The organism is Enterobacter sp. SGAir0187, from assembly GCF_002952735.2.
GTDB lineage: Bacteria > Pseudomonadota > Gammaproteobacteria > Enterobacterales > Enterobacteriaceae > Enterobacter > Enterobacter quasiroggenkampii.
Genome location: NZ_CP025034.2, coordinates 128,744 through 147,520, shown reverse-complemented (window position 1 = coordinate 147,520; position 18,777 = coordinate 128,744). Strand labels below are relative to the sequence as shown.

The 18,777-nt window shown below is 57.7% G+C and carries 16 protein-coding genes; 11 read left to right on the top strand and 5 right to left on the bottom strand.

Annotated elements, in window-relative coordinates; translation table 11 throughout:
* Positions 1–214: 214 nt before the first annotated feature.
* The 8 genes from CWR52_RS00705 (at position 215) to CWR52_RS00670 (ending at position 10,399) form a co-directional block, all read left to right on the top strand.
* Positions 215–1,927, top strand: a complete 1,713-nt coding sequence (locus CWR52_RS00705; protein WP_104948501.1) for an ABC-F family ATP-binding cassette domain-containing protein — start codon at positions 215–217, stop codon at positions 1,925–1,927.
* Positions 1,928–2,123: 196 nt separating this feature from the next.
* Positions 2,124–3,134, top strand: a complete 1,011-nt coding sequence (gene adhP, locus CWR52_RS00700; RefSeq protein ID WP_008501719.1) for an alcohol dehydrogenase AdhP — start codon at positions 2,124–2,126, stop codon at positions 3,132–3,134.
* Between the two features lie 150 nt (positions 3,135–3,284).
* A complete protein-coding gene (locus tag CWR52_RS00695; protein WP_104948500.1) occupies positions 3,285–4,904 on the top strand; it encodes a TIGR04028 family ABC transporter substrate-binding protein in 1,620 nt (539 codons plus the stop codon).
* A gap of 10 nt (positions 4,905–4,914) precedes the next feature.
* Positions 4,915–5,859 (top strand): ABC transporter permease, encoded by a 945-nt coding sequence (locus CWR52_RS00690; protein WP_104948499.1) that lies wholly within the window; start codon positions 4,915–4,917, stop codon positions 5,857–5,859.
* Complete coding sequence (locus tag CWR52_RS00685; protein WP_104948498.1) at positions 5,856–6,707, top strand: ABC transporter permease; 852 nt, start codon at positions 5,856–5,858, stop codon at positions 6,705–6,707. The genes CWR52_RS00690 and CWR52_RS00685 overlap by 4 nt, the downstream gene beginning before the upstream one ends.
* A complete protein-coding gene (locus CWR52_RS00680) occupies positions 6,704–8,311 on the top strand; it encodes a dipeptide ABC transporter ATP-binding protein (protein ID WP_104948497.1) in 1,608 nt (535 codons plus the stop codon). The genes CWR52_RS00685 and CWR52_RS00680 overlap by 4 nt, the downstream gene beginning before the upstream one ends.
* Positions 8,308–9,297 carry a putative FMN-dependent luciferase-like monooxygenase gene (locus CWR52_RS00675; protein WP_104948496.1) on the top strand — a complete coding sequence of 330 codons (990 nt, stop codon included), beginning with the start codon at positions 8,308–8,310 and terminating at the stop codon, positions 9,295–9,297. Before CWR52_RS00680 ends, CWR52_RS00675 begins: the two co-directional genes overlap by 4 nt.
* A gap of 10 nt (positions 9,298–9,307) precedes the next feature.
* Complete coding sequence (locus CWR52_RS00670; RefSeq protein ID WP_104948495.1) at positions 9,308–10,399, top strand: alkylhydroperoxidase domain protein; 1,092 nt, start codon at positions 9,308–9,310, stop codon at positions 10,397–10,399.
* A gap of 6 nt (positions 10,400–10,405) precedes the next feature.
* Here the strand turns inward: CWR52_RS00670 and araJ are convergent, their stop codons facing one another.
* Together araJ and CWR52_RS00660 are read right to left on the bottom strand one after the other, a co-directional pair.
* Entirely contained in the window at positions 10,406–11,581 is a 1,176-nt protein-coding gene (gene araJ, locus CWR52_RS00665; protein WP_104948494.1) for an MFS transporter AraJ, read from the bottom strand.
* A 188-nt stretch (positions 11,582–11,769) separates the two neighbouring features.
* Positions 11,770–12,276, bottom strand: a complete 507-nt coding sequence (locus CWR52_RS00660) for a YbjP/YqhG family protein (protein WP_104948493.1) — start codon at positions 12,274–12,276, stop codon at positions 11,770–11,772.
* A gap of 349 nt (positions 12,277–12,625) precedes the next feature.
* On the opposite strand from CWR52_RS00660, the gene ppk2 reads away from it, so the two are divergent.
* From ppk2 to CWR52_RS00645, 3 genes are all read left to right on the top strand, one after another.
* Positions 12,626–13,444: a polyphosphate kinase 2 gene (ppk2, locus tag CWR52_RS00655; protein ID WP_104948492.1), complete on the top strand. Its 819-nt coding sequence runs from the start codon at positions 12,626–12,628 to the stop codon at positions 13,442–13,444.
* A 100-nt stretch (positions 13,445–13,544) separates the two neighbouring features.
* Positions 13,545–13,736 (top strand): hypothetical protein, encoded by a 192-nt coding sequence (locus tag CWR52_RS00650; RefSeq protein ID WP_129546945.1) that lies wholly within the window; start codon positions 13,545–13,547, stop codon positions 13,734–13,736.
* Positions 13,736–13,990, top strand: coding sequence for a CcdB family protein (locus CWR52_RS00645; RefSeq protein WP_104948490.1), 255 nt, complete (start codon positions 13,736–13,738; stop codon positions 13,988–13,990). The genes CWR52_RS00650 and CWR52_RS00645 overlap by 1 nt, the downstream gene beginning before the upstream one ends.
* 51 nt (positions 13,991–14,041) lie before the next feature.
* Here CWR52_RS00645 and fdnI read toward each other — a convergent pair whose 3' ends face one another.
* The 3 genes from fdnI to fdnG are packed head-to-tail and all read right to left on the bottom strand — an operon-like array spanning position 14,042 to position 18,634.
* Entirely contained in the window at positions 14,042–14,698 is a 657-nt protein-coding gene (gene fdnI, locus CWR52_RS00640; RefSeq protein ID WP_104948489.1) for a formate dehydrogenase-N subunit gamma, read from the bottom strand.
* A complete protein-coding gene (gene fdxH, locus CWR52_RS00635) occupies positions 14,691–15,575 on the bottom strand; it encodes a formate dehydrogenase subunit beta (protein WP_104948488.1) in 885 nt (294 codons plus the stop codon). The genes fdnI and fdxH overlap by 8 nt, the downstream gene beginning before the upstream one ends.
* 11 nt (positions 15,576–15,586) lie before the next feature.
* Positions 15,587–18,634, bottom strand: a complete 3,048-nt coding sequence (gene fdnG, locus CWR52_RS00630) for a formate dehydrogenase-N subunit alpha (protein WP_152034552.1) — start codon at positions 18,632–18,634, stop codon at positions 15,587–15,589.
* Between the last annotated feature and the right edge of the window lie 143 nt (positions 18,635–18,777).

Here is an 18,777-nt window from a genome sequence, read left to right as displayed (position 1 = left end):
ATAAGGAGGCCAATTATGCTGTACTGTGAAATTTTCAATGTTTCACATACATTTGGTGATCGCACCAGCTCAAGCGTTATCGGTATCGTGCTGCGATAACTTCTGCTTGAGCGAAGACACCAACCCCTGAAATCCCTTCTCTCGGGCTTACTGAGTTATCGTCAGCGATGTTTGACGAGGCATAAACATGCCTGTAACTCTTGGGTAAGCAACAATGAGCACTTTACTCACTGCACAATCTTTACGCGTTGATACGGCGTTTGGCACGCTCTTCGACTCACTCTCCTTTACGCTGAAAAAAGGCGACCGCATTGGCCTGCTGGGCGACAACGGCTGCGGTAAAAGTACGCTGTTGAAGGTGCTGGACGGCACTGACTCCCCCGCCGCCGGAACGGTCTCGCTGGCCGGGCACTGCCTGATGGCGCGCGTGGAGCAACATCTCCCGGACGCTATTTTTCCGCTGACCATGCTGGATGCCGTACTCGCACAGCTGCCTTTTGCTGAGCGCGATAGCCTGCGCTGGAAAGCCGAAACGCTGCTGGCAGGCATGGGCTTCACACCGCAGGATATGGCGCTGCAATCCGCCACGCTGAGCGGCGGACAGCACACCCGCCTGCTGCTGGCGCGGGCGCTGATTCACGAGCCGGACCTGCTCCTGCTGGATGAACCCAGCAACCACCTGGACCTCCCGACCATGCTCTGGCTGGAACACTTCCTACAGAACTGGTCGGGCAGCTTTGTGCTGGTTTCGCATGACAGACAACTGCTGGATGCCGTCACCAACGGCAGCTGGATCCTGCGCGATAAAACGCTGCACTACTTTGCCCTTCCCTGTACGGCAGCACGCAAGGCGCTTGAAGCAAAAGATGAGAGCGATGCGCAGCGCCACAAGGCGGAGCAAAAGGAGATCGACCGCGTGACCGCCAGCGCGAAGCGGCTGGCGACCTGGGGCAAGGTTTACGACAACGAAGACCTGGCCCGCAAAGCCAAACAGATGGAAAAGCAGGTCGAACGGCTCAGGGAGAGCCAGACGGAACTCACGGCAGGTAGCCCGTGGACGCTAACCCTTCGCGGCGACGCGCTGCGGGCTGACCGTTTACTGGAGATGGAAAACCTTGACGTGCCTCCTGCTCCTGGCCTGCCTGCGTTGTTCAGCGTCGACGTTGCGCGGTTAAAAAGCGGCGATCGCGTGGCGATTGTGGGTCGTAACGGCTGCGGTAAATCGTCGCTGATGAAGCTTATCTGGCGACAGTTTACCGATGAACTGACCCACGACGGGCTGAAGCTGCACCCGCGCGTGTCGCCGGGCTATTACGACCAGACGCTGAATCAGCTGCCGGACAACGCCACGCTGCTCGACGCGCTGGAGCCTTTCGCTCCGGATCCGCAGAACCGCAAAATGGCCCTGATAAGCGCCGGTTTCCCGTGGGCGCGTCACGGACAAACGGTCAGCACGCTCAGCGGAGGCGAACGCTCGCGCCTGCTGTTCGTTGGCCTGACGCTTGCCCGCTATAGCCTGCTGATGCTGGATGAGCCTACCAACCACCTGGACATGGAAGGCAAAGAGGCGCTGGCGCATACCCTTCAGCAGTTCGAAGGCGGCGTCCTGCTGGTCAGCCACGATCGTCAGTTAATTAGCCAAAGCTGCAATCGTTTCTGGCTGATTGAAGAGGGAAAACTGAGCGAGTGGCACGATGCAGAAGCGGTGTTTGAGCGGCTGCGCGAACGCGCGGGGCTGGTCACATCCACTGCGCCTGACATCGCGGCGCCGATGGATCGCCCCTCGCCGTATGACGATCTGCTTGAACGGCTGATCGCGCTGGAGACGCTGCTGGAAGACGATCTGGCGCGTAAGCCGAAGCATCAAAAGCCGCAACTCCAGGCGCAATGGCGTAAAGAGATAAAGGAGATAGAAGCCCAGCTGTAAGTCTGCGCCCGGCGTGCGCCTCGCCGGGCCAGAATTTTCCCCCTTAATTATTAGAGGAACGCCGTATTCTTAATCTGAAATCGAATCAAATGATGACATTATGTTGCTGCAGCCTTGCATTACCAGGCTAATGTATTAATCCTTAAGAGGTACTACACCTGCTATGCAGATTCTTATCATGAACAAGGAGATACACATGAAGGCTGCTGTTGTCACTCAGGATCACCAGGTCAACGTTACCGAAAAAACCTTACGCCCGCTAAAGCATGGGGAAGCCCTGCTGAAGATGGAGTGCTGTGGCGTATGCCATACCGACCTCCACGTGAAGAACGGTGATTTCGGCGATAAAACCGGGGTCATCCTGGGCCATGAAGGGATTGGTATCGTGAAAGAAGTCGGCCCTGGCGTGAAGTCGCTGAAAGTCGGCGACCGCGCAAGCGTGGCCTGGTTCTTTGAAGGTTGCGGGCATTGCGAATACTGTAATTCCGGCAACGAAACCCTGTGCCGTGACGTGAAAAACGCCGGTTACTCCGTTGACGGCGGCATGGCGGAAGAATGCATCGTCACCGCGGATTACGCGGTAAAAGTGCCGGACGGTCTGGATTCGGCGGCGGCCAGCAGCATTACCTGCGCTGGCGTCACCACCTACAAAGCAGTGAAGGTATCGGGTATTAAACCGGGCCAGTGGATTGCGATTTACGGTCTCGGCGGGTTGGGTAACCTCGCGCTGCAGTACGCCAAAAACGTCTTTAACGCCAAAGTCATCGCCCTTGACGTCAACGACGAACAGCTGAAGCTGGCCGCGAGCATGGGTGCGGATCTCACCATCAACTCCCGCAGCGAAGATGCCGCTAAGATTGTGCAGGAAAAAACCGGCGGCGCGCATGCCGCAGTCGTCACTGCCGTCGCAAAAGCCGCCTTCAACTCGGCGGTGGATGCCGTGCGTGCCGGTGGTCGCGTGGTCGCCGTTGGCCTGCCGCCGGAAGCGATGAGCCTCGACATTCCTCGCCTGGTGCTGGACGGCATTCAGGTAGTGGGTTCGCTGGTCGGTACCCGTCAGGATCTGCAGGAAGCCTTCCAGTTTGCGGCCGAGGGCAAAGTGGTACCGAAAGTGACGATGCGTCCTATCGAGGACATCAACGCCATCTTCAAAGAGATGGAACAGGGCCAGATCCGTGGCCGTATGGTGATTGACCTGCGTTCATAATCCCCCACCGTTCAATTACCGCTCCTGACAGGGGCGGTTTTTTTATAGCCATTTTCCGGCAATCCTTATCTTAATTCCTTTGTTCCCTTGTTTTCCCCTGCGCCCGATGATGAATCCGACGCTAACAAGAAGATAACAAAGGAATTCACCATGCAAACCCCATTTCGTCTGCCGCTGCTGACAGCGCTGATTCTGACGACCACCGCCGCCTGGTCCGCGGATGCGCCTGTTAAAGGCGGCACGCTGATTTATCTGGAGCAACAGGCGCACACCAACCTCTATCCGCCTGCCGGCGGCTTCTACCCGAACGGCGGCATTCTGAACCAGATTACCGACAAACTGACGTGGCAGAACCCAAAGACGCTGCAGGTGGAACCGTGGGTGGCCGAAAGCTGGACCACCAATGCCGATAAAACCGAATACACCTTTAAACTGCGTCCCGGTATTACCTTCTCCGACGGCACGCCGCTGGACGCCAACGCCGTGGCGAAAAACTTTGATACCTACGGCTTAGGTAACAAGGCGCAGCGCCTGCCGGTGTCAGAAGTGATCAATAACTACGATCGCAGCGAAGTGGTCGACCCGCTGACCGTGAAGTTCTACTTCAAAAAACCGTCGCCGGGGTTCCTGCAGGGCACCGCCACGATTGGGTCGGGCCTCGTCTCGCTCAGCACGCTCAAGCGCAACTTTGAAGAGCTGGGGGATGCCCGGCATATCATTGGCTCCGGCCCGTTTGTGGTGAAGGACGAGAAGCTGGGCCGCGAAGTGACGCTCGAAGCCCGTAAGGACTACCAGTGGGGACCCAAAAATCTGGCACAACAGGGGCCAGCCAATCTTGACGGCATCAAGTTTATCGTGACTCAGGAAGACAGCGTGCGCGTCGGCGCCCTGCTGGCCGGTCAGGCCGACTTTATTCGCCAGGTGCAGGCGTATGACGAAAAGCAGGCGACCGATCAGGGCTATAAAATCTACGCCGCCCCGACCCGCGGGGTGAACGACAGCATTAGCTTCCGTCCGGATAACCCGCTGGTCTCCGATATTCGCGTGCGCCAGGCACTGCTGCATGCCACCAATGCAAAACAGGTGGTTGAGACCCTCTTCTCGGCTAACTATCCGCAGGCGAAGTCGGTGATTGCCGATTCCGCCGCTGGCTTTGTCGATCTCAGCGACAAATTGACCTTTGACCCGGCTAAAGCCAACCAGTTGCTGGACGAGGCGGGCTGGAAAGCAGGCAGCGACGGGATCCGCACCAAAGACGGCCAGCGGCTGGCGCTGACGGTATATGAATCCCTGCCGCAGCCACAAAATAAAGAGGTGCTGCAGCTGGTTGCCCAGCAGTGGCGTCAGGTGGGCGTGGCGCTGAGCGTGAAAGCCGGTGACGCAGGCAGCCGCACGCTGGATAACCTTGATCCGCTGAAAACCCCGTTAACCGTCTCCGAAGTAGGCCGCGCCGATCCGGACGTGGTGAAAAGCATGTTCTATCCCGCTAACCGCGACGCGCTGCTGCAAAAAGGCGGCTCCAGCGACAAGGTCAAAAGCTTCCGTGACGACAAGCTGAATGCGCTGCTGGTGAATATCTCCTCAGAGGTTGATCCGCAAAAACGCCTGCAGCTGACCGGCGATGCCCAGCGTTACCTGCTGGATAACGCCTATGTCATTCCGATTTTCGAGGAGCCACAGGTCTTCGCCGGTGCGCCGTGGCTAAAAGGCGTCAATTTTGAAGCGGTCGGCCGCCCGTCGTTCTACGGCGCATGGATTGAGAAACACTGAGGAGATGACGATGCGTCACGCACTTCTTCAACGTCTTGGTCACGGGCTGCTGGTGCTGTGGGCCGCCTTTACCCTCTCGTTCGTGTTGCTCCAGGTACTGCCAGGAGACGCGGTGCTGATTAAATTTCAGAACCCGGACCTGGGCCTAAGCCCGGCGCAAATCGAGGAGATGCGCGTGGCCTACGGCGCGGACAGCCCGCTGTGGCAGCAATACGGCCACACGCTGCTGGCGATGCTGCGCGGAGATTTCGGCTACTCGTTACAGGCCGGGGTGCCGGTCAGCGAGCTGATTGCCAGCAATCTGCCGGATACCCTGAGCCTCGCCCTGCCCGCCTTTGTACTCGCGGTCCTGCTGGCGTTTGCGCTGGCCTTTGCGTCGCGTCTGCCGGGTCTTAGCTGGCTGAGTAATACCCTCCAGTCTCTGCCGGTCCTGTTTATCTCCTTACCCACGTTCTGGCTGGGGATTGCCCTTATCCAGCTCTTTTCTTTCCAGCTGCGGCTGATCCCGGTGATTAACCCGACGCCGCTGCAGGGGCTGATCCTGCCGATCGTGACCGTCGCGATCCCGATCTCCGCCCCGCTGGCACAAATTCTGATGCGCAGCCTGGACCAGGTGGCGACGCAGCCGTTTGTCGCCGTGGCCCGGGCAAAAGGACTGAGTGAAACCGCCGTGCTGTGGCGTCACGTTACCGGCAACGCCCTGCTGCCGGTCCTGAATATTGCCGGATTGCTGCTGGGCGAGCTGATTGCCGGGGCGCTGATCACCGAAACCGTTTTTGGCCGCAGCGGGCTCGGGCAACTGACCCAGCAGGCGGTGAATAACCAGGATATCGCCGTGCTTCAGGCGGTGGTCATGATTTCCGCCCTCGGTTTTGTCCTGATCAATCTGCTGGTGGATCTGCTGATGCCGCTGCTGGATCCCCGTCTGCAAACCGTTACCGGAGGTGCATCATGAGCCTGGTCGATTACGCTGCCGCCGCGCGAAAACGCGTTCCAGCGTGGCAGGGAGTGGAATGGCAGCCCGAACTGTGGCTGGCATGGGCGGTCATTATTATTGCGCTTTTTGCCGCCGTGGCGCCCGGCCTGTTAACCCACTACAGCCCGATTGAGGGCATCGCCGGAGCACAACGTCTGGCGCCGCAGGCGGGCCACTGGCTCGGCACCGATCAGCTTGGCCGCGATGTTTACACCCGCATTGTGTATGGGGCGTCCCACTCCCTGAGCGCAGCGCTCGCTGCCGTCACGATGGGGCTGGTGGTGGGCACCGGTCTGGGGGTGATCGCCGGCGCGTTCGCCGGACGCGTCGAATCTTTCCTGATGCGTTTTGTCGACGTGCTGTTGTCCATTCCGTCTCTGCTGCTCTCGCTGACGGTCATTATTCTGCTCGGGTTTGGCACCGTTAACGCCGCCATTGCCGTCGGCGTGGCCTCCATCGCCAGCTTCGCCCGCCTCGCGCGCGGTGAAGTGGTGCGCATCCGCCATACGGATTATGTCGAGGCAGCGTTCGGCAGCGGCGGGACGTTCCTGGCGGTGCTGTGGCGACACATCCTGCCCAATGCCTTAACCGCCGTCCTCGCCTTTGCCACGCTGCAGTTTGGTCAGGCCATTCTGGCCCTCTCCACGCTGAGCTTTCTCGGCTACGGCACCCCACCGCCCGTACCGGAATGGGGTTTATTGATCGCCGAAGGCCGTAACTATCTCTCTACCGCATGGTGGCTAACCACCTTCCCCGGCGTGGTCGTCATCGCCGTGGTGCTTGCCACCAACCGTATCAGCCAGCAGTTCAGCGGAGGCGTGAAATGACCGTACTCTCGGTAGAAAACCTGACCATCAGCTACCGTACCGCGCGCCAGTGGAGGGAGGTGGTACATAACGTCAGCTTTACCCTCAGGCGAGGGGAAATGCTGGCCTTTGTCGGCGAATCCGGCTCCGGCAAAACAACCACGGCACAGGCGATCATCGGTCTGCTGGCGGATAACGCCCGGCGCGATGCCGGGAAAATCGTGCTCAACGGCGAGGATATTAGCCGGTGGTCAGCTAAGCGTCTCGATACCCTTCGCGGGGCGCGAATCAGCCTGGTTCCACAGGATCCGGGTAATTCACTCAACCCGGTGAAGACCATCGGCGCGCAGGTCGGAGAGATCATTCAGCTACACCAGAAAGTGACCCGCGCCGAGCGCGACGAGCAGGTGCTCGCCCTGCTGACAAAGGTCGGCCTGAGCCACCCCGAACAGCGCATGACGCAGTATCCCCATCAGCTCTCCGGCGGGATGAAACAGCGCGTGCTGATTGCCATCGCCATTGCCCTGCGCCCGGACGTGATCATTGCCGATGAGCCCACCAGCGCGCTGGACGTGACGGTGCAAAAACGCATTCTCGATCTGCTGGATATCCTGCGCCGGGAATCGGGTACTGCGGTTCTGTTTGTCACCCACGATCTGGCCCTGGCTGCCCAGCGCGCGGACAGGCTGCTGGTTTTTCGCAACGGTGAGGTTCAGGAGCACGGCGACACCGCCGACATCGTTCGCACGCCGCAGCACGCCTATACCCGTCAGCTACTGAGCGACCTCCAGGGCCAGCGCCTGACCATCGCCCCGGTATCAGGTCTTCCGCTCTCGTCACCGGCCATTCGCGCCCGGGCCATCAGCAAACGGTTCTCGCTGGGTAAAGGTCATCAGCTTCAGGCGTTGGATCGGGTGACGTTTGACGTCAGACGCGGCAGCACCCATGCGCTGGTCGGTGAATCCGGCTCCGGGAAGACCACCCTCGCCCGTATTTTGCTGGGTTTTGAACAGGCGGATAACGGACAGGTCATTATTGATGACATTGATGCCACCGCGCTCAGCCGCGAGGCCCGCCGTCAGCTGCGCCAGAAGATCCAGTTTGTCTACCAGAACCCGTTCGCCTCTCTCGACCCGCGTCAGACGCTGTTTGACATCATCGAAGAGCCCCTGAAGAACTTTTCTCGCCTCGCTAAGGCGGAGCGAAAGACCCGGGTGGAGACCGTGGCGCAGCGGGTTGCCCTGCCCGCCGAACTCCTGACCCGTACGGCCAGAGAGCTTTCAGGCGGGCAGCGCCAGCGCGTGGCCATCGCCCGGGCGCTGATCCTGGAGCCGACTATTCTGGTGCTGGACGAAGCCACCTCCGCGCTGGACGTGACCGTACAGGCGCAGATTCTGGCTCTGCTTCAGCAGCTGCAGCAACAGCTGGGATTAACCTATCTGTTCATCACGCACGATCTCTCCACCGTTCGCCGGATCGCCCACAGTGTCACGGTGCTGCGCAGCGGTCAGGTGGTCGAACACGGTGACGTCGAAACCTTATTCACGTCGCCACAGAACGACTATACCCGCGAGCTGATTGCCGCCATTCCCCATTTTTCACCCGCTACGGAGGAGTTCGCATGACGCGAAAACGCCTGGGATTTTTCACCCGCCTGCTTGACGATGCCACGCCAAAAGAGCGCTATCGACTGGCTACAGAACAGATCCGCCACGCTGAACGCCACGGTTTTGACAGCGCCTGGATTGCGCAGCACCACTTCCATGAGAATGAAGGCGGCCTGCCGTCGCCGCTGCTGTTTCTGGCCCACGTTGCGGCGCATACCGAAACCATTCGGCTGGGCACGGCCATCATCACCCTGCCGATGGAGAACCCGCTACGTGTGGCGGAAGATGCCGCCGTGCTGGACTTACTCGCTGATGGACGTCTCGAAGTCGGTTTTGGTTCGGGCGGCACACCGACCTCTTTCCTGCCGTTCGGACTGACGTTTGAACAGCGCGGCGCGGCCTTTGCCGACCATTTGCATGTGATTCAAAGCGCCTGGCGCGGGGATTCGCTCACCCATCCGGATAACCACCTTTACCCGCCAGCGCCACAGCTGGCCGACCGTATCTGGATTGCCACCTTTTCGGTCGACGGTGCCGTTCGCGCCGCGCAAGCCGGACACGGTTTAATGCTCTCCCGCACGCAGCCGCGCCCGGCAGAGCAGTTGGATTTAACGCTCGACGCGATCCAGAACCCGATTGTGGATGCCTACCTTGAGGCACTGCCCGCCGGTACCGCACCGCGCATTCTGGCTTCCCGTACGGCATTCGTCGCCGACAGCGATGACTATGCGCTGAAGGTTGCCACACCGGGTCTCACCAGGCAGGCCCAGCAGCATCGCGCTGCCGGACACGTGGTCAAAGGTGACACCGTCACAGATTTTCGTCGCCAGTTCGACGCCCATATCGGTTCGCCTGAGACGGTGCTGCGTTCGCTGCAAGCCGATTCCGTTCTCCGGCGCGCCACGGACATCTCATTCCAGGTCCATTCGGTCGAGCCCACCCATCGCGACACGCTGCGCTCCATCGAACTGATCGCCGAACATATTGCCCCCCATATCCATTGAGGAGATACCTATGTCATTAAGTCACGACATTCTCGCCGAGCTGGCGGAAATTAAACCCGGTTCCCCTCTGGCAGAGGCGCGCGCCACGCGGGACGCCGCCTCGCGCCACGCGCAGGGCAGCTACGAAATCCTGTTTAGCCAGCAGGATGATGATTTTGCAATTGACGAGCGCTTCGCCGTCGCTGCAAAAGTTGCGAGGTGGCACAACGCGGAGGCGCTGGCCGCGCACTATGCGGGGTTTGGCCTGGCAGACCCGACCTCAGACCGTCTGACCCCGGCGCTCAATTTCGCGCGCCTGCTGACCTTCTCCCCCGTCGAAGCCACGCCGACATCGTTAAGGGCGCTGACCCAGGCGGGATGGAGCAAGGAAGGCATCGTGACTCTGGCGCAGCTTATCGCCTTTGTCAGCTTCCAGAGCCGACTGATTGCCGGGCTGCGACTGCTGAACGACAGGCCTGTTGCCACAAGCGATGCGCCGGTGGCGGCAGGCGTCTGGCACACGACCGCCACCACGGCCACCGGAAAGGCGGCTCCCGTCGCCTTCACCCAGCAGGAACTGGGCTGGGAGCCGTGGATCGCCGCCAAACCGCTGGCGGATTTTCGTGATGACGAGGTTGCTATACTGGCGAAGTTTGGCCACACCGATTCCGACTATTTCCGCCTGCTGGGGCGCAACCTGCCGGTGCTTGAACAGCGCACGCTAACGGATAAAGGGATTTTTTATACGCCGGGGGGATTGCCGCGCGCCGAGCGCGAGCTGGCCGCAACGGTCGCCAGTAAAATTAACGGCTGTATCTACTGCGCATCTGTCCATGCGCGGAAAGCCAGCCAGCTGTCAAAGGATGACGCGGCGGTAGAGGCCCTGCTGGCCGTGCGTCCAGGACAATCCCTGAGCGAGGGGCAATCTGCGCGCTGGCAGGCGGAGATTAATTTTGCGGCAGCGCTGTCGGTTACCCCACCAGCCGCCACGCCGCTGCACCTTGCCGCGCTGGAAAAAGAGGGGCTGGACACCTTAGCCCAGCTTGACCTGGTGCAGTCCGCCGCGTTCTTCGCCTGGGCCAACCGCCTGATGCTGACTCTGGGCGAGCCCTGGATTGCCTGACTTCAATCAGGCTAGCGCGCGAGCGTTAGCCTGAGCCTGTCTGGCACGCAGATAACCGTAGATCAGTAATGCACTCATGGCCGAGAACGAGAGTAACGCCGCAGGCAGCGTGACGTAGCGCCAGCTAAAGCCGAGGGTAATCATCATCCCGCCAAAGTACGCCCCGATCGCACTGCCGAGATTAAACGCCATCTGCCCTCCGGCCGCCCCCAGCATCTCGCCGCCCTTCGCATTTTGCAGAAGGAGGATCTGCAGCGGCGCAGAGAGCGCGAACAGCCCGGCACAGCAGATAAAGCCCGTGATTAGCGAGGCCGTTTTCAGTTCACCGCAGGCGAAAAGCAGCAGCAGCGAGGCGACAATCACCATGTCGGTGGTAGCCGCAATGCGCAGCGGGCTAAAGCGTCCCGAGAGTTTGCCGCTCAACAGATTGCCCAACACCATGCCAAGGCCCATCAGCATCATGATGATGGTCATCATGCCTTCGGAGAAGCCAGAAACGTTGACCATAAACGGTTTAACGAAGCTGAACCACGCGAATACACCAGCATTACCAAACATCGTGGCGGCAAAAATCAGCCAGGGCTCCGGTTTCTTCAGGAACTGGAACTGCTCGGTCAGTTTAATTTCTGATTTATCATGAATGTCCGGCACCCAGATCAGCACCGAGAGGATCACCAGCGCATCGAACAGGGCGATCAGGAAAAAGGTATAACGCCAGCTGAACTGGTGTCCCAGCCAGGTGCCGAGCGGGACGCCCACCAGGTTAGCCACGGTCATCCCGGCGATCATCCCGGCCACCGCGACCGTCACCTTCCCCGGCGGCGCAATTTTAGACAGAATAATCGCCCCGACGCCGAAAATCGCGCCGTGCGGAAAACCGGAAATTAAGCGTCCCGTCGCCAGCCATAAATATGACGTAGAAAACGTAAACAGAGCGTTCCCGACCGCGCACAGGGCAACCAGAAACAGCAGCGTGGTTTTTAACGAGAACTTGCCTGAGAACAGCGCCACAATCGGGGCGCCAATCACCACGCCGAAGGCATAAAACGAGATCATATTCCCGGCGGAGGGAATCGAAATACCGGTGTCATGCGCCAGCTCGGTTAACACGCCCATGATGCCAAATTCGGCCATGCCCAGGCCAAATGTGCCAAGCGCCAACGAAAATATTGTCTTTTTCATACCTCAACCACGGGTTAATCACTCGCAACGGGCATTATTGAATAATCTTGTATGGTGAGCCAGTTCAAATCAGCTGGCTGACAGGTTAATCCATTGATTCAGGAGTTTTCTCCAACTGCTACGCGGTGGGAGTGGCAAACAAAAAGCCCCGGCAGGTGTCAGGGCTGGAAAGGGTTCAAGGTCTGGTTTTACAGTGCGCTCTCTGCCGCTGCTTTAGCGCGTGTAATAGCACCAGCATTGAAAATAGGATGCTCATGATTGTTCGTTATGTCACGAACGCGGTAGATTTTCCATGCATCATCTTCACGACGAAGAAATACCTCAAGATGGATGCTTCTTCCGTTACCCACCCCTTCAATGACCTGGACTACTTCACCGTTTAAAAATGACCTGGCGTTTTCCACTCGTAACGCAGGTATCCATTCACGAGAATAATCTTGGGTATATGTAAAATAGTCAGACTCTATTAACTCCTGTTCAGAGATTTCCTGAATGGTATTAATGCGAGCAATCGTATCAGCAGAAACATATTTACGCAGTTCGTCGGCAGGATAAGGCCTGGTTTCATCGCTGCCGAATACGGAAAGATAGAATTTATAAAATGATTCGGTAGCGTCTTGCGCGCTATGATGTTGATTGGTAGCAGAACTGCATCCCACCAGCAACATAACGAATGATAAAAATATTCTTTTCATCTATGCATCCATAGCACATTCACTATGAGAGCGCCCCAGAGCGTGTGAACGGAGATACGAAACTGCGGCTTCTTTATTCCAACTCATTCTTAGTTCCTTTAAGTAAATAAGAATGAAATTATCACATTAACCACACATAGCATGAGGAATTAAAAGTGCTAATTTTATTGCATCCGCGGCATGCTAATAGAGGAACAGGTGCTAAGCACCTTCGCGCATACCTCAGTATCTGCTTAAAAAAAGTGTCGTGACATTAATTACCTAAAAACAATACGCATAATATCAGGTGGATTACACTTCATAGTGCGGCCTCGCTTTTTCCGCGCCGGACAACCTGAGGATGACAATCATGGGAAGTAAAAAGAAAGCCCCTGTCGCTGTTGAAGTCGTAAAGAGTGTTCCGTTAAAGACTAAAGAATATGAAAAAGAGCTCCGCCGCCTGCACGTTGAACTGGTTAAGCTCCAGCAGTGGGTCGTCGCCAAAGGGTTAAAAGTGTGTATTGTTTTTGAAGGACGCGACGGTGCCGGCAAAGGCGGTACCATCAAAGCGATCACCGAGCGCGTCAGCCCCCGCGTGTTTCGCGTGGTTGCGCTCCCTGCCCCGACGGAAAAAGAAAAAAGCCAGCTTTACTTCCAGCGCTATGTGCCTCACCTGCCTTCGGCGGGCGAAATCGTGATCTTCGATCGCAGCTGGTATAACCGCGCGGGTGTTGAGCGAGTGATGGGGTTCTGCACGGAGGAACAGGCGGAGAAATTTTTAGACGGCGCGCCGGTTATGGAAAAAGCGATGGTCGATGCCGGCATTATCCTGCTGAAGTACTGGCTGGAGGTGACGCCGAAAGAGCAGGAGCGACGACTGCGCGACCGTATTAACGATGGGCGTAAGATCTGGAAGCTGTCGCCGATGGATATTAAATCCTTTAACCTCTGGGACGAGTACACCCGCGCGCGCGACGCCATGTTTGAAGCCACCGATACCGCCTGGGCGCCGTGGTTTGTGGCGCGTTCAGAGGATAAAAAACGCGTGCGACTGAATATTATTTCGCATCTGCTTTCGCAGATCCCGTATAAAGAAATTCACGTCGACAAGGTGGATTTACCGAAGCGCAAAATCGGCAAAGTCAAACCCACAAAATATCCGTTCCGGTATGTGGAGGAGCGGTTCTGATATCACTGGAAGGCGGCTCGCAGAATAGAGATGAGCGGGGGATAAAGTATTGTTTTTTTGTTGGCTGCGGTTGATAATGACCGCACCAACAAAGGAGATAATGATGAAACCAAATCGAAGCAAAGACTATGGCAAAAGTGAGAGCGTGGCGAGTCGCGCCTCCCGAGAAGCCCAGACACCAGCGGCGCGAAGACGACAGCATCAGCAAGATAAAGAGTTCATAAGAGTCATGAATGAATTTACGGCTAAAGCGGGATTATTATCAGACGATCCTTTCTTTGGAGGGATTTAATGTGCTTTCAGTTTGACGTTTACCGTAACCCTTCAGAGAGATCACAGGACTACCAACCTTATTTTATGATAATTCAACATGACTATTATGATGATTTATCAACAAGACTGATTATTCCATTAAGTTACCACAACTATTTACGTGGCCATATCGTGGAGAAAAAGAAACTACATAATAAAAATTTTGTATGCAACCTTCGCAGCGCGAGAAGTACCGTTATCGCGGCGATAGATGCGCTAGTGACCAATACATAACGTAGGCCCGCGCAAGCGCAGCGCCGCCGGGCAAAGCCGACGGCGCAGGTCTTACTTCATCCCTTCCGTACTTTCCTGTTTTGCTTCCAGTCGCTCCACATCACGGTACCATCGCGGGTGGTGTTTCTGCGCCCAGCGGCGGCTCACCTTCCCTTCAATCATCCCTTTGATTGACCCTTTCACCCAGAACGCCATATACATATGGATCAGGATGGCGTGGATCAAAATGATGGCCGACGTGGCGTGGATAAGCAGCGCGTAACGCACTATCTGAATCGGGAAATAGTGCGCAAAATATGGACGCCAGATAATGACTCCGGTCACCAGCAGCACAAAAATCATGCTCATGATGGTCCAGAACATCATCTTCTGGCCGGCGTTGTATTTGCCCACCTTCGCCACTTTATGCTCGTTACCTTTCAGGACTTCAACAATCCCTTTCACCCACGGGATGTCCTGCTTGTCCGGAATGTTGTGATGAACGAAGCGCACGAACATAAACATCAGCACCACAAAGATCAGCACGCCGAAGAACGGGTGCAGAATGCGCCCCATCTGCGGCGTACCGAAGGTTTCGGTCAGCCACTGCAGCGTCGGGAAGAAGAACGAAATTCCCGATACCGCCACCAGGAAGAAGCAGACCACCACCGTCCAGTGACAGGCGCGATCGACAAATTTGGTGCGCACTATCATTTTCGACTTACTCATGATGCTCCTCCTCGTCGTCATCCACCTCTTTGTTTGGCCCGATACCAATGTAGTGATAGATCAGCCCGGCAAAGGTGGCGATAAAGCCCGCCGCGGAGAGCGGCTTGAGCGCACCTTTCCACAGGTTGATGGAGGTATCGATCGCCGGATCCTTCGGCAGGTTGTGGTACAGCTCCGGCTGGTCGCTATGGTGCAGCACATACATGACGTGCGTGCCGCCCACGCCCTGCGGGTTGTAAACGCCTGCTTTGTCGTAGCCCCGCGCTTTGAGCTTATCGACGCGCTGCTGCGCCACGTCCAGCATCTCTTTTTTGGTACCGAAGTGAATGGCACCGGTTGGACAGGTCTTCACGCAGGCAGGCTCCTGCCCGACGCTGACGCGGTCCACGCACAGGGTGCATTTGTATACCCGGTTATCCTCTTTATTGAGGCGCGGAATATTAAACGGACAGCCCGCGATGCAGTAGCCGCAGCCGATGCAGTTGTCCTGCTGGAAATCGACGATCCCGTTGGCATACTGGATAATTGCCCCGGCAGACGGGCACGCCTTCAGGCAGCCCGGATCTTCACAGTGCATGCAGCCGTCTTTGCGGATCAGCCACTCCAGCTTGCCGTTCTGGTCGGTTTCGCTAAAACGCATCACCGTCCAGGATTTGGCGCTCAGATCCGCCGGATTATCGTAAACCCCTACGCAGTGCCCCACCTCGTCGCGGATGTCGTTCCACTCCGAGCAGGCCACCTGGCAGGCTTTACAGCCCACGCAGGAGGAGACGTCGATAAGCTTGGCGACTTCTGCCTTGTAGTCCCGCGCGCGAGGCGCGGGGGTAATCGGGTTCGTCGCGGAGCGTTTAATAATGTCTTGTGTTTCCATCGCCATTGAATCGCTCCTTACGCTTTCTCGATGTTGACCAGAAACGCTTTGTACTCCGGCGTTTGCGAGTTGGAATCGCCGACATTTGGCGTCAGGGTATTGGCGATGTAGCCTTTCTGCGCCACCCCTTCAAAGCCCCAGTGCAGCGGGATACCGACGGTTTCCACCTGCTGGCCATGCACGTTCAGCGACTGCAGGCGGCGGGTGACCACCGCCACCGCGCGGATAAAGCCGCGCTTGCTGCTCACCTTTACGCGATCGCCGTTGGCGATGCCTTTCGCCTTCGCCAGCGTTTCGCTTATCTCCACAAACTGTTCCGGCTGCGCGATGGCGTTAAGCCGCGCGTGCTTGGTCCAGGTATGGAAATGCTCGGTCAGGCGGTAGGTCGTCCCTACGTACGGGAACTTGTCCTTTTTGCCCAGGCGCAGCACGTCGTCTTCGTAGATACGCACCACCGGGCTGGAGACCACGTTCGGGTGCAGCGGGTTGGTCCCCAGCGGCGTTTCCATCGGCTCGTAGTGTTCCGGGAACGGCCCTTCTGCCAGCTTGTTGAGGGCAAACAGGCGCCCCAGCCCTTCCGGCTGCATGATAAACGGCCCGGTGTTGCTGCCCGGCGCGGCGGTGTTGTAGTCCGGGATATCGTTCCCCGTCCACTTCGTCCCGTTCCACTGGATCAGCATGCGCTTCGGATCCCATGGCTTGCCGTTCACGTCGGCGGAGGCGCGGTTGTAGAGCACGCGACGGTTCAGCGGCCACGCCCATGCCCAGCCCAGGGTGTTGCCCAGACCTGACGGATCGGCGTTGTCGCGATTCGCCATCTGGTTACCCTGCTCGGTCCAGCTGCCTGTGTAGATCCAGCAGGACGATGCCGTGGAGCCGTCGTCGCGCAGCAGCGCGAAGCTGTTCAGCAGCTGGCCCTTTTTCGCCACCAGATTGCCGCTCGCGTCATACAGATCCGCCAGCGCCACGCCGTTGTTCTCTTTCGCGACTTCTTCAGACTCGGGACGATCCGGCTGCTTGTAGCGCCAGCTCATCTTCAGCAGCGGCTCAGCGCCTTTGCCGCCTTCGGTGCGGTACATTTCTCGCAGGCGGTGGTAAATCCCGGCCAGGATCTCGCCGTCGTTGCGCGCTTCACCCGGTGCGTCCTGACCTTTCCAGTGCCACTGTAGCCAGCGGCCGGAGTTGGCAATGGAGCCATCCTCTTCCGCAAAGCAGGTGGACGGCAGGCGGAACACTTCGGTCTGAATCGACGCCGGATCGACATCGTTAGATTCCCCGTGGTTCTGCCAGAAGGTGGAGGTCTCGGTCACCAGCGGATCGATAACGACCATGTACTTCAGCTTGCTCAGGCTGCGAACGACTTTGTTTTTATCCGGGAACGACGCAACAGGGTTAAAGCCCTGGCAGATATACCCCGTAACCTCGCCCTTATCCATCATGTTGAAATATTTGATGACGTCATAAGCCTGATCCCACTTCGGCAGCCACTCAAAGCCCCAGCCGTTCTCTTTCTGCGCCGCATCGCCGTAGAAGGATTTCATCAGGCTGACGTAGAACTTCGGATAGTTGCTCCAGTAGTTCACCTGTTCCGGCAGCGTCGCTTTTGGCGTGTTCTCCGCCAGATAGCTTTGCAGATCCGTCTGCTTTTCAGACGGCAGCGTCAGGTAGCCCGGCAGGCTGGTCGAAAGCAGGCCGAGGTCGGTCAGCCCCTGAATGTTGGAGTGACCGCGCAGCGCGTTCACGCCGCCCCCCGCCATGCCCATGTTGCCGAGCAGTAGCTGGATCATCGCCATGGTGCGGATGTTCTGCGCGCCCACGGTGTGCTGCGTCCAGCCCAGCGCGTACAGGAACGTGGTGGTTCTGTCGGCGGCGCTGGTGGAGGCCAGCACTTCACACACCTTCAGGAAGTCCGCTTTCGGCGTGCCGCAGATGTTCTCCACCACGTCCGGCGTATAGCGGGAAACGTGCTGTTTCAGCAGGTTCCACACGCAGCGCGGATGCGTCAGGGTTTCATCCCGCATCGCATAGCCGTTTTCATCGAACTGATAGTTCCAGGACGTTTTATCGTACTGGCGTTTTTCGGCGTCATAGCCGCTAAACAGTCCGTCATCGAAGGCAAAGTCATCCCGCACCAGCAGGTTCGCGTTGGTGTAGTGCTTAACGTATTCCGCGTTAATTTTGTTGTTTTCGATCAGGTACAGCAGCACGCCGGACAGGAACGTAATGTCCGTACCGGAGCGGATTGGCGCATAGATATCGGCCACCGATGCCGTACGCGTAAAGCGCGGATCGACGACGATAAGCGTCGCATCGTTGTTGTTTTTCGCTTCCATCGCCCAGCGGAACCCCACCGGATGGGCTTCAGCGGCGTTACCGCCCATCACCACCACGACGTTCGCGTTTTTGATATCAACCCAGTGGTTGGTCATCGCACCGCGACCAAATGTTGGAGCAAGACTTGCTACCGTTGGTCCGTGTCAGACGCGCGCCTGGTTGTCTACCGCCAGCATGCCGAGAGAACGCACAAATTTTTGCGTCAGCATGCCGGTTTCATTACTGGCCGCCGAGGCACATAACATGCCGGTGGTCAGCCAGCGATTGACCGTCACGCCCTGCGCGTTCTTTTCAATAAAGTTGGCGTCGCGGTCGGCTTTCATTAATTTTGCAATACGGGAGAAGGCCTCATCCCAGGAGATACGCTGCCATTTATCAGAACCCGGCGCGCGGTATTCCGGGTAGCGCAGGCGGTTTTCGCTGTGAACGTAGTCCAGCAGCCCCGCCCCTTTCGGGCAAAGCGCCCCGCGGCTCACCGGATGATCCGGATCCCCTTCAATGTGGTAAATCGCTTCTCTGGCGTTCTTCGCGCCATCGCCCAGGCTATACATTAAAAGCCCACAACCCACGGAGCAGTATGTGCAGGTGTTACGGATCTCTTTCGCGCGCAGCAGCTTATAGTTGCGTGCCTGAGCCAGCGCCATTTTGGGAGCAAATCCCAGCATTGCGGCTGTTGTTCCGGCCATACCGCCCGCGCAGATTTTAAAAAATTGTCTGCGGCTGACGTCCATTGTTGTCCTCGTTATCTGAAAAGACTTCGCGCCGCAAACTAACAGCAAAGCCCCTGATTTTTTTGCGTCAAATCAAGGTCATCTGTCTTCCCCCCCTTAATAGTCACCCCCGCAATATTTCATTACCCCTTTTTGATTAACAG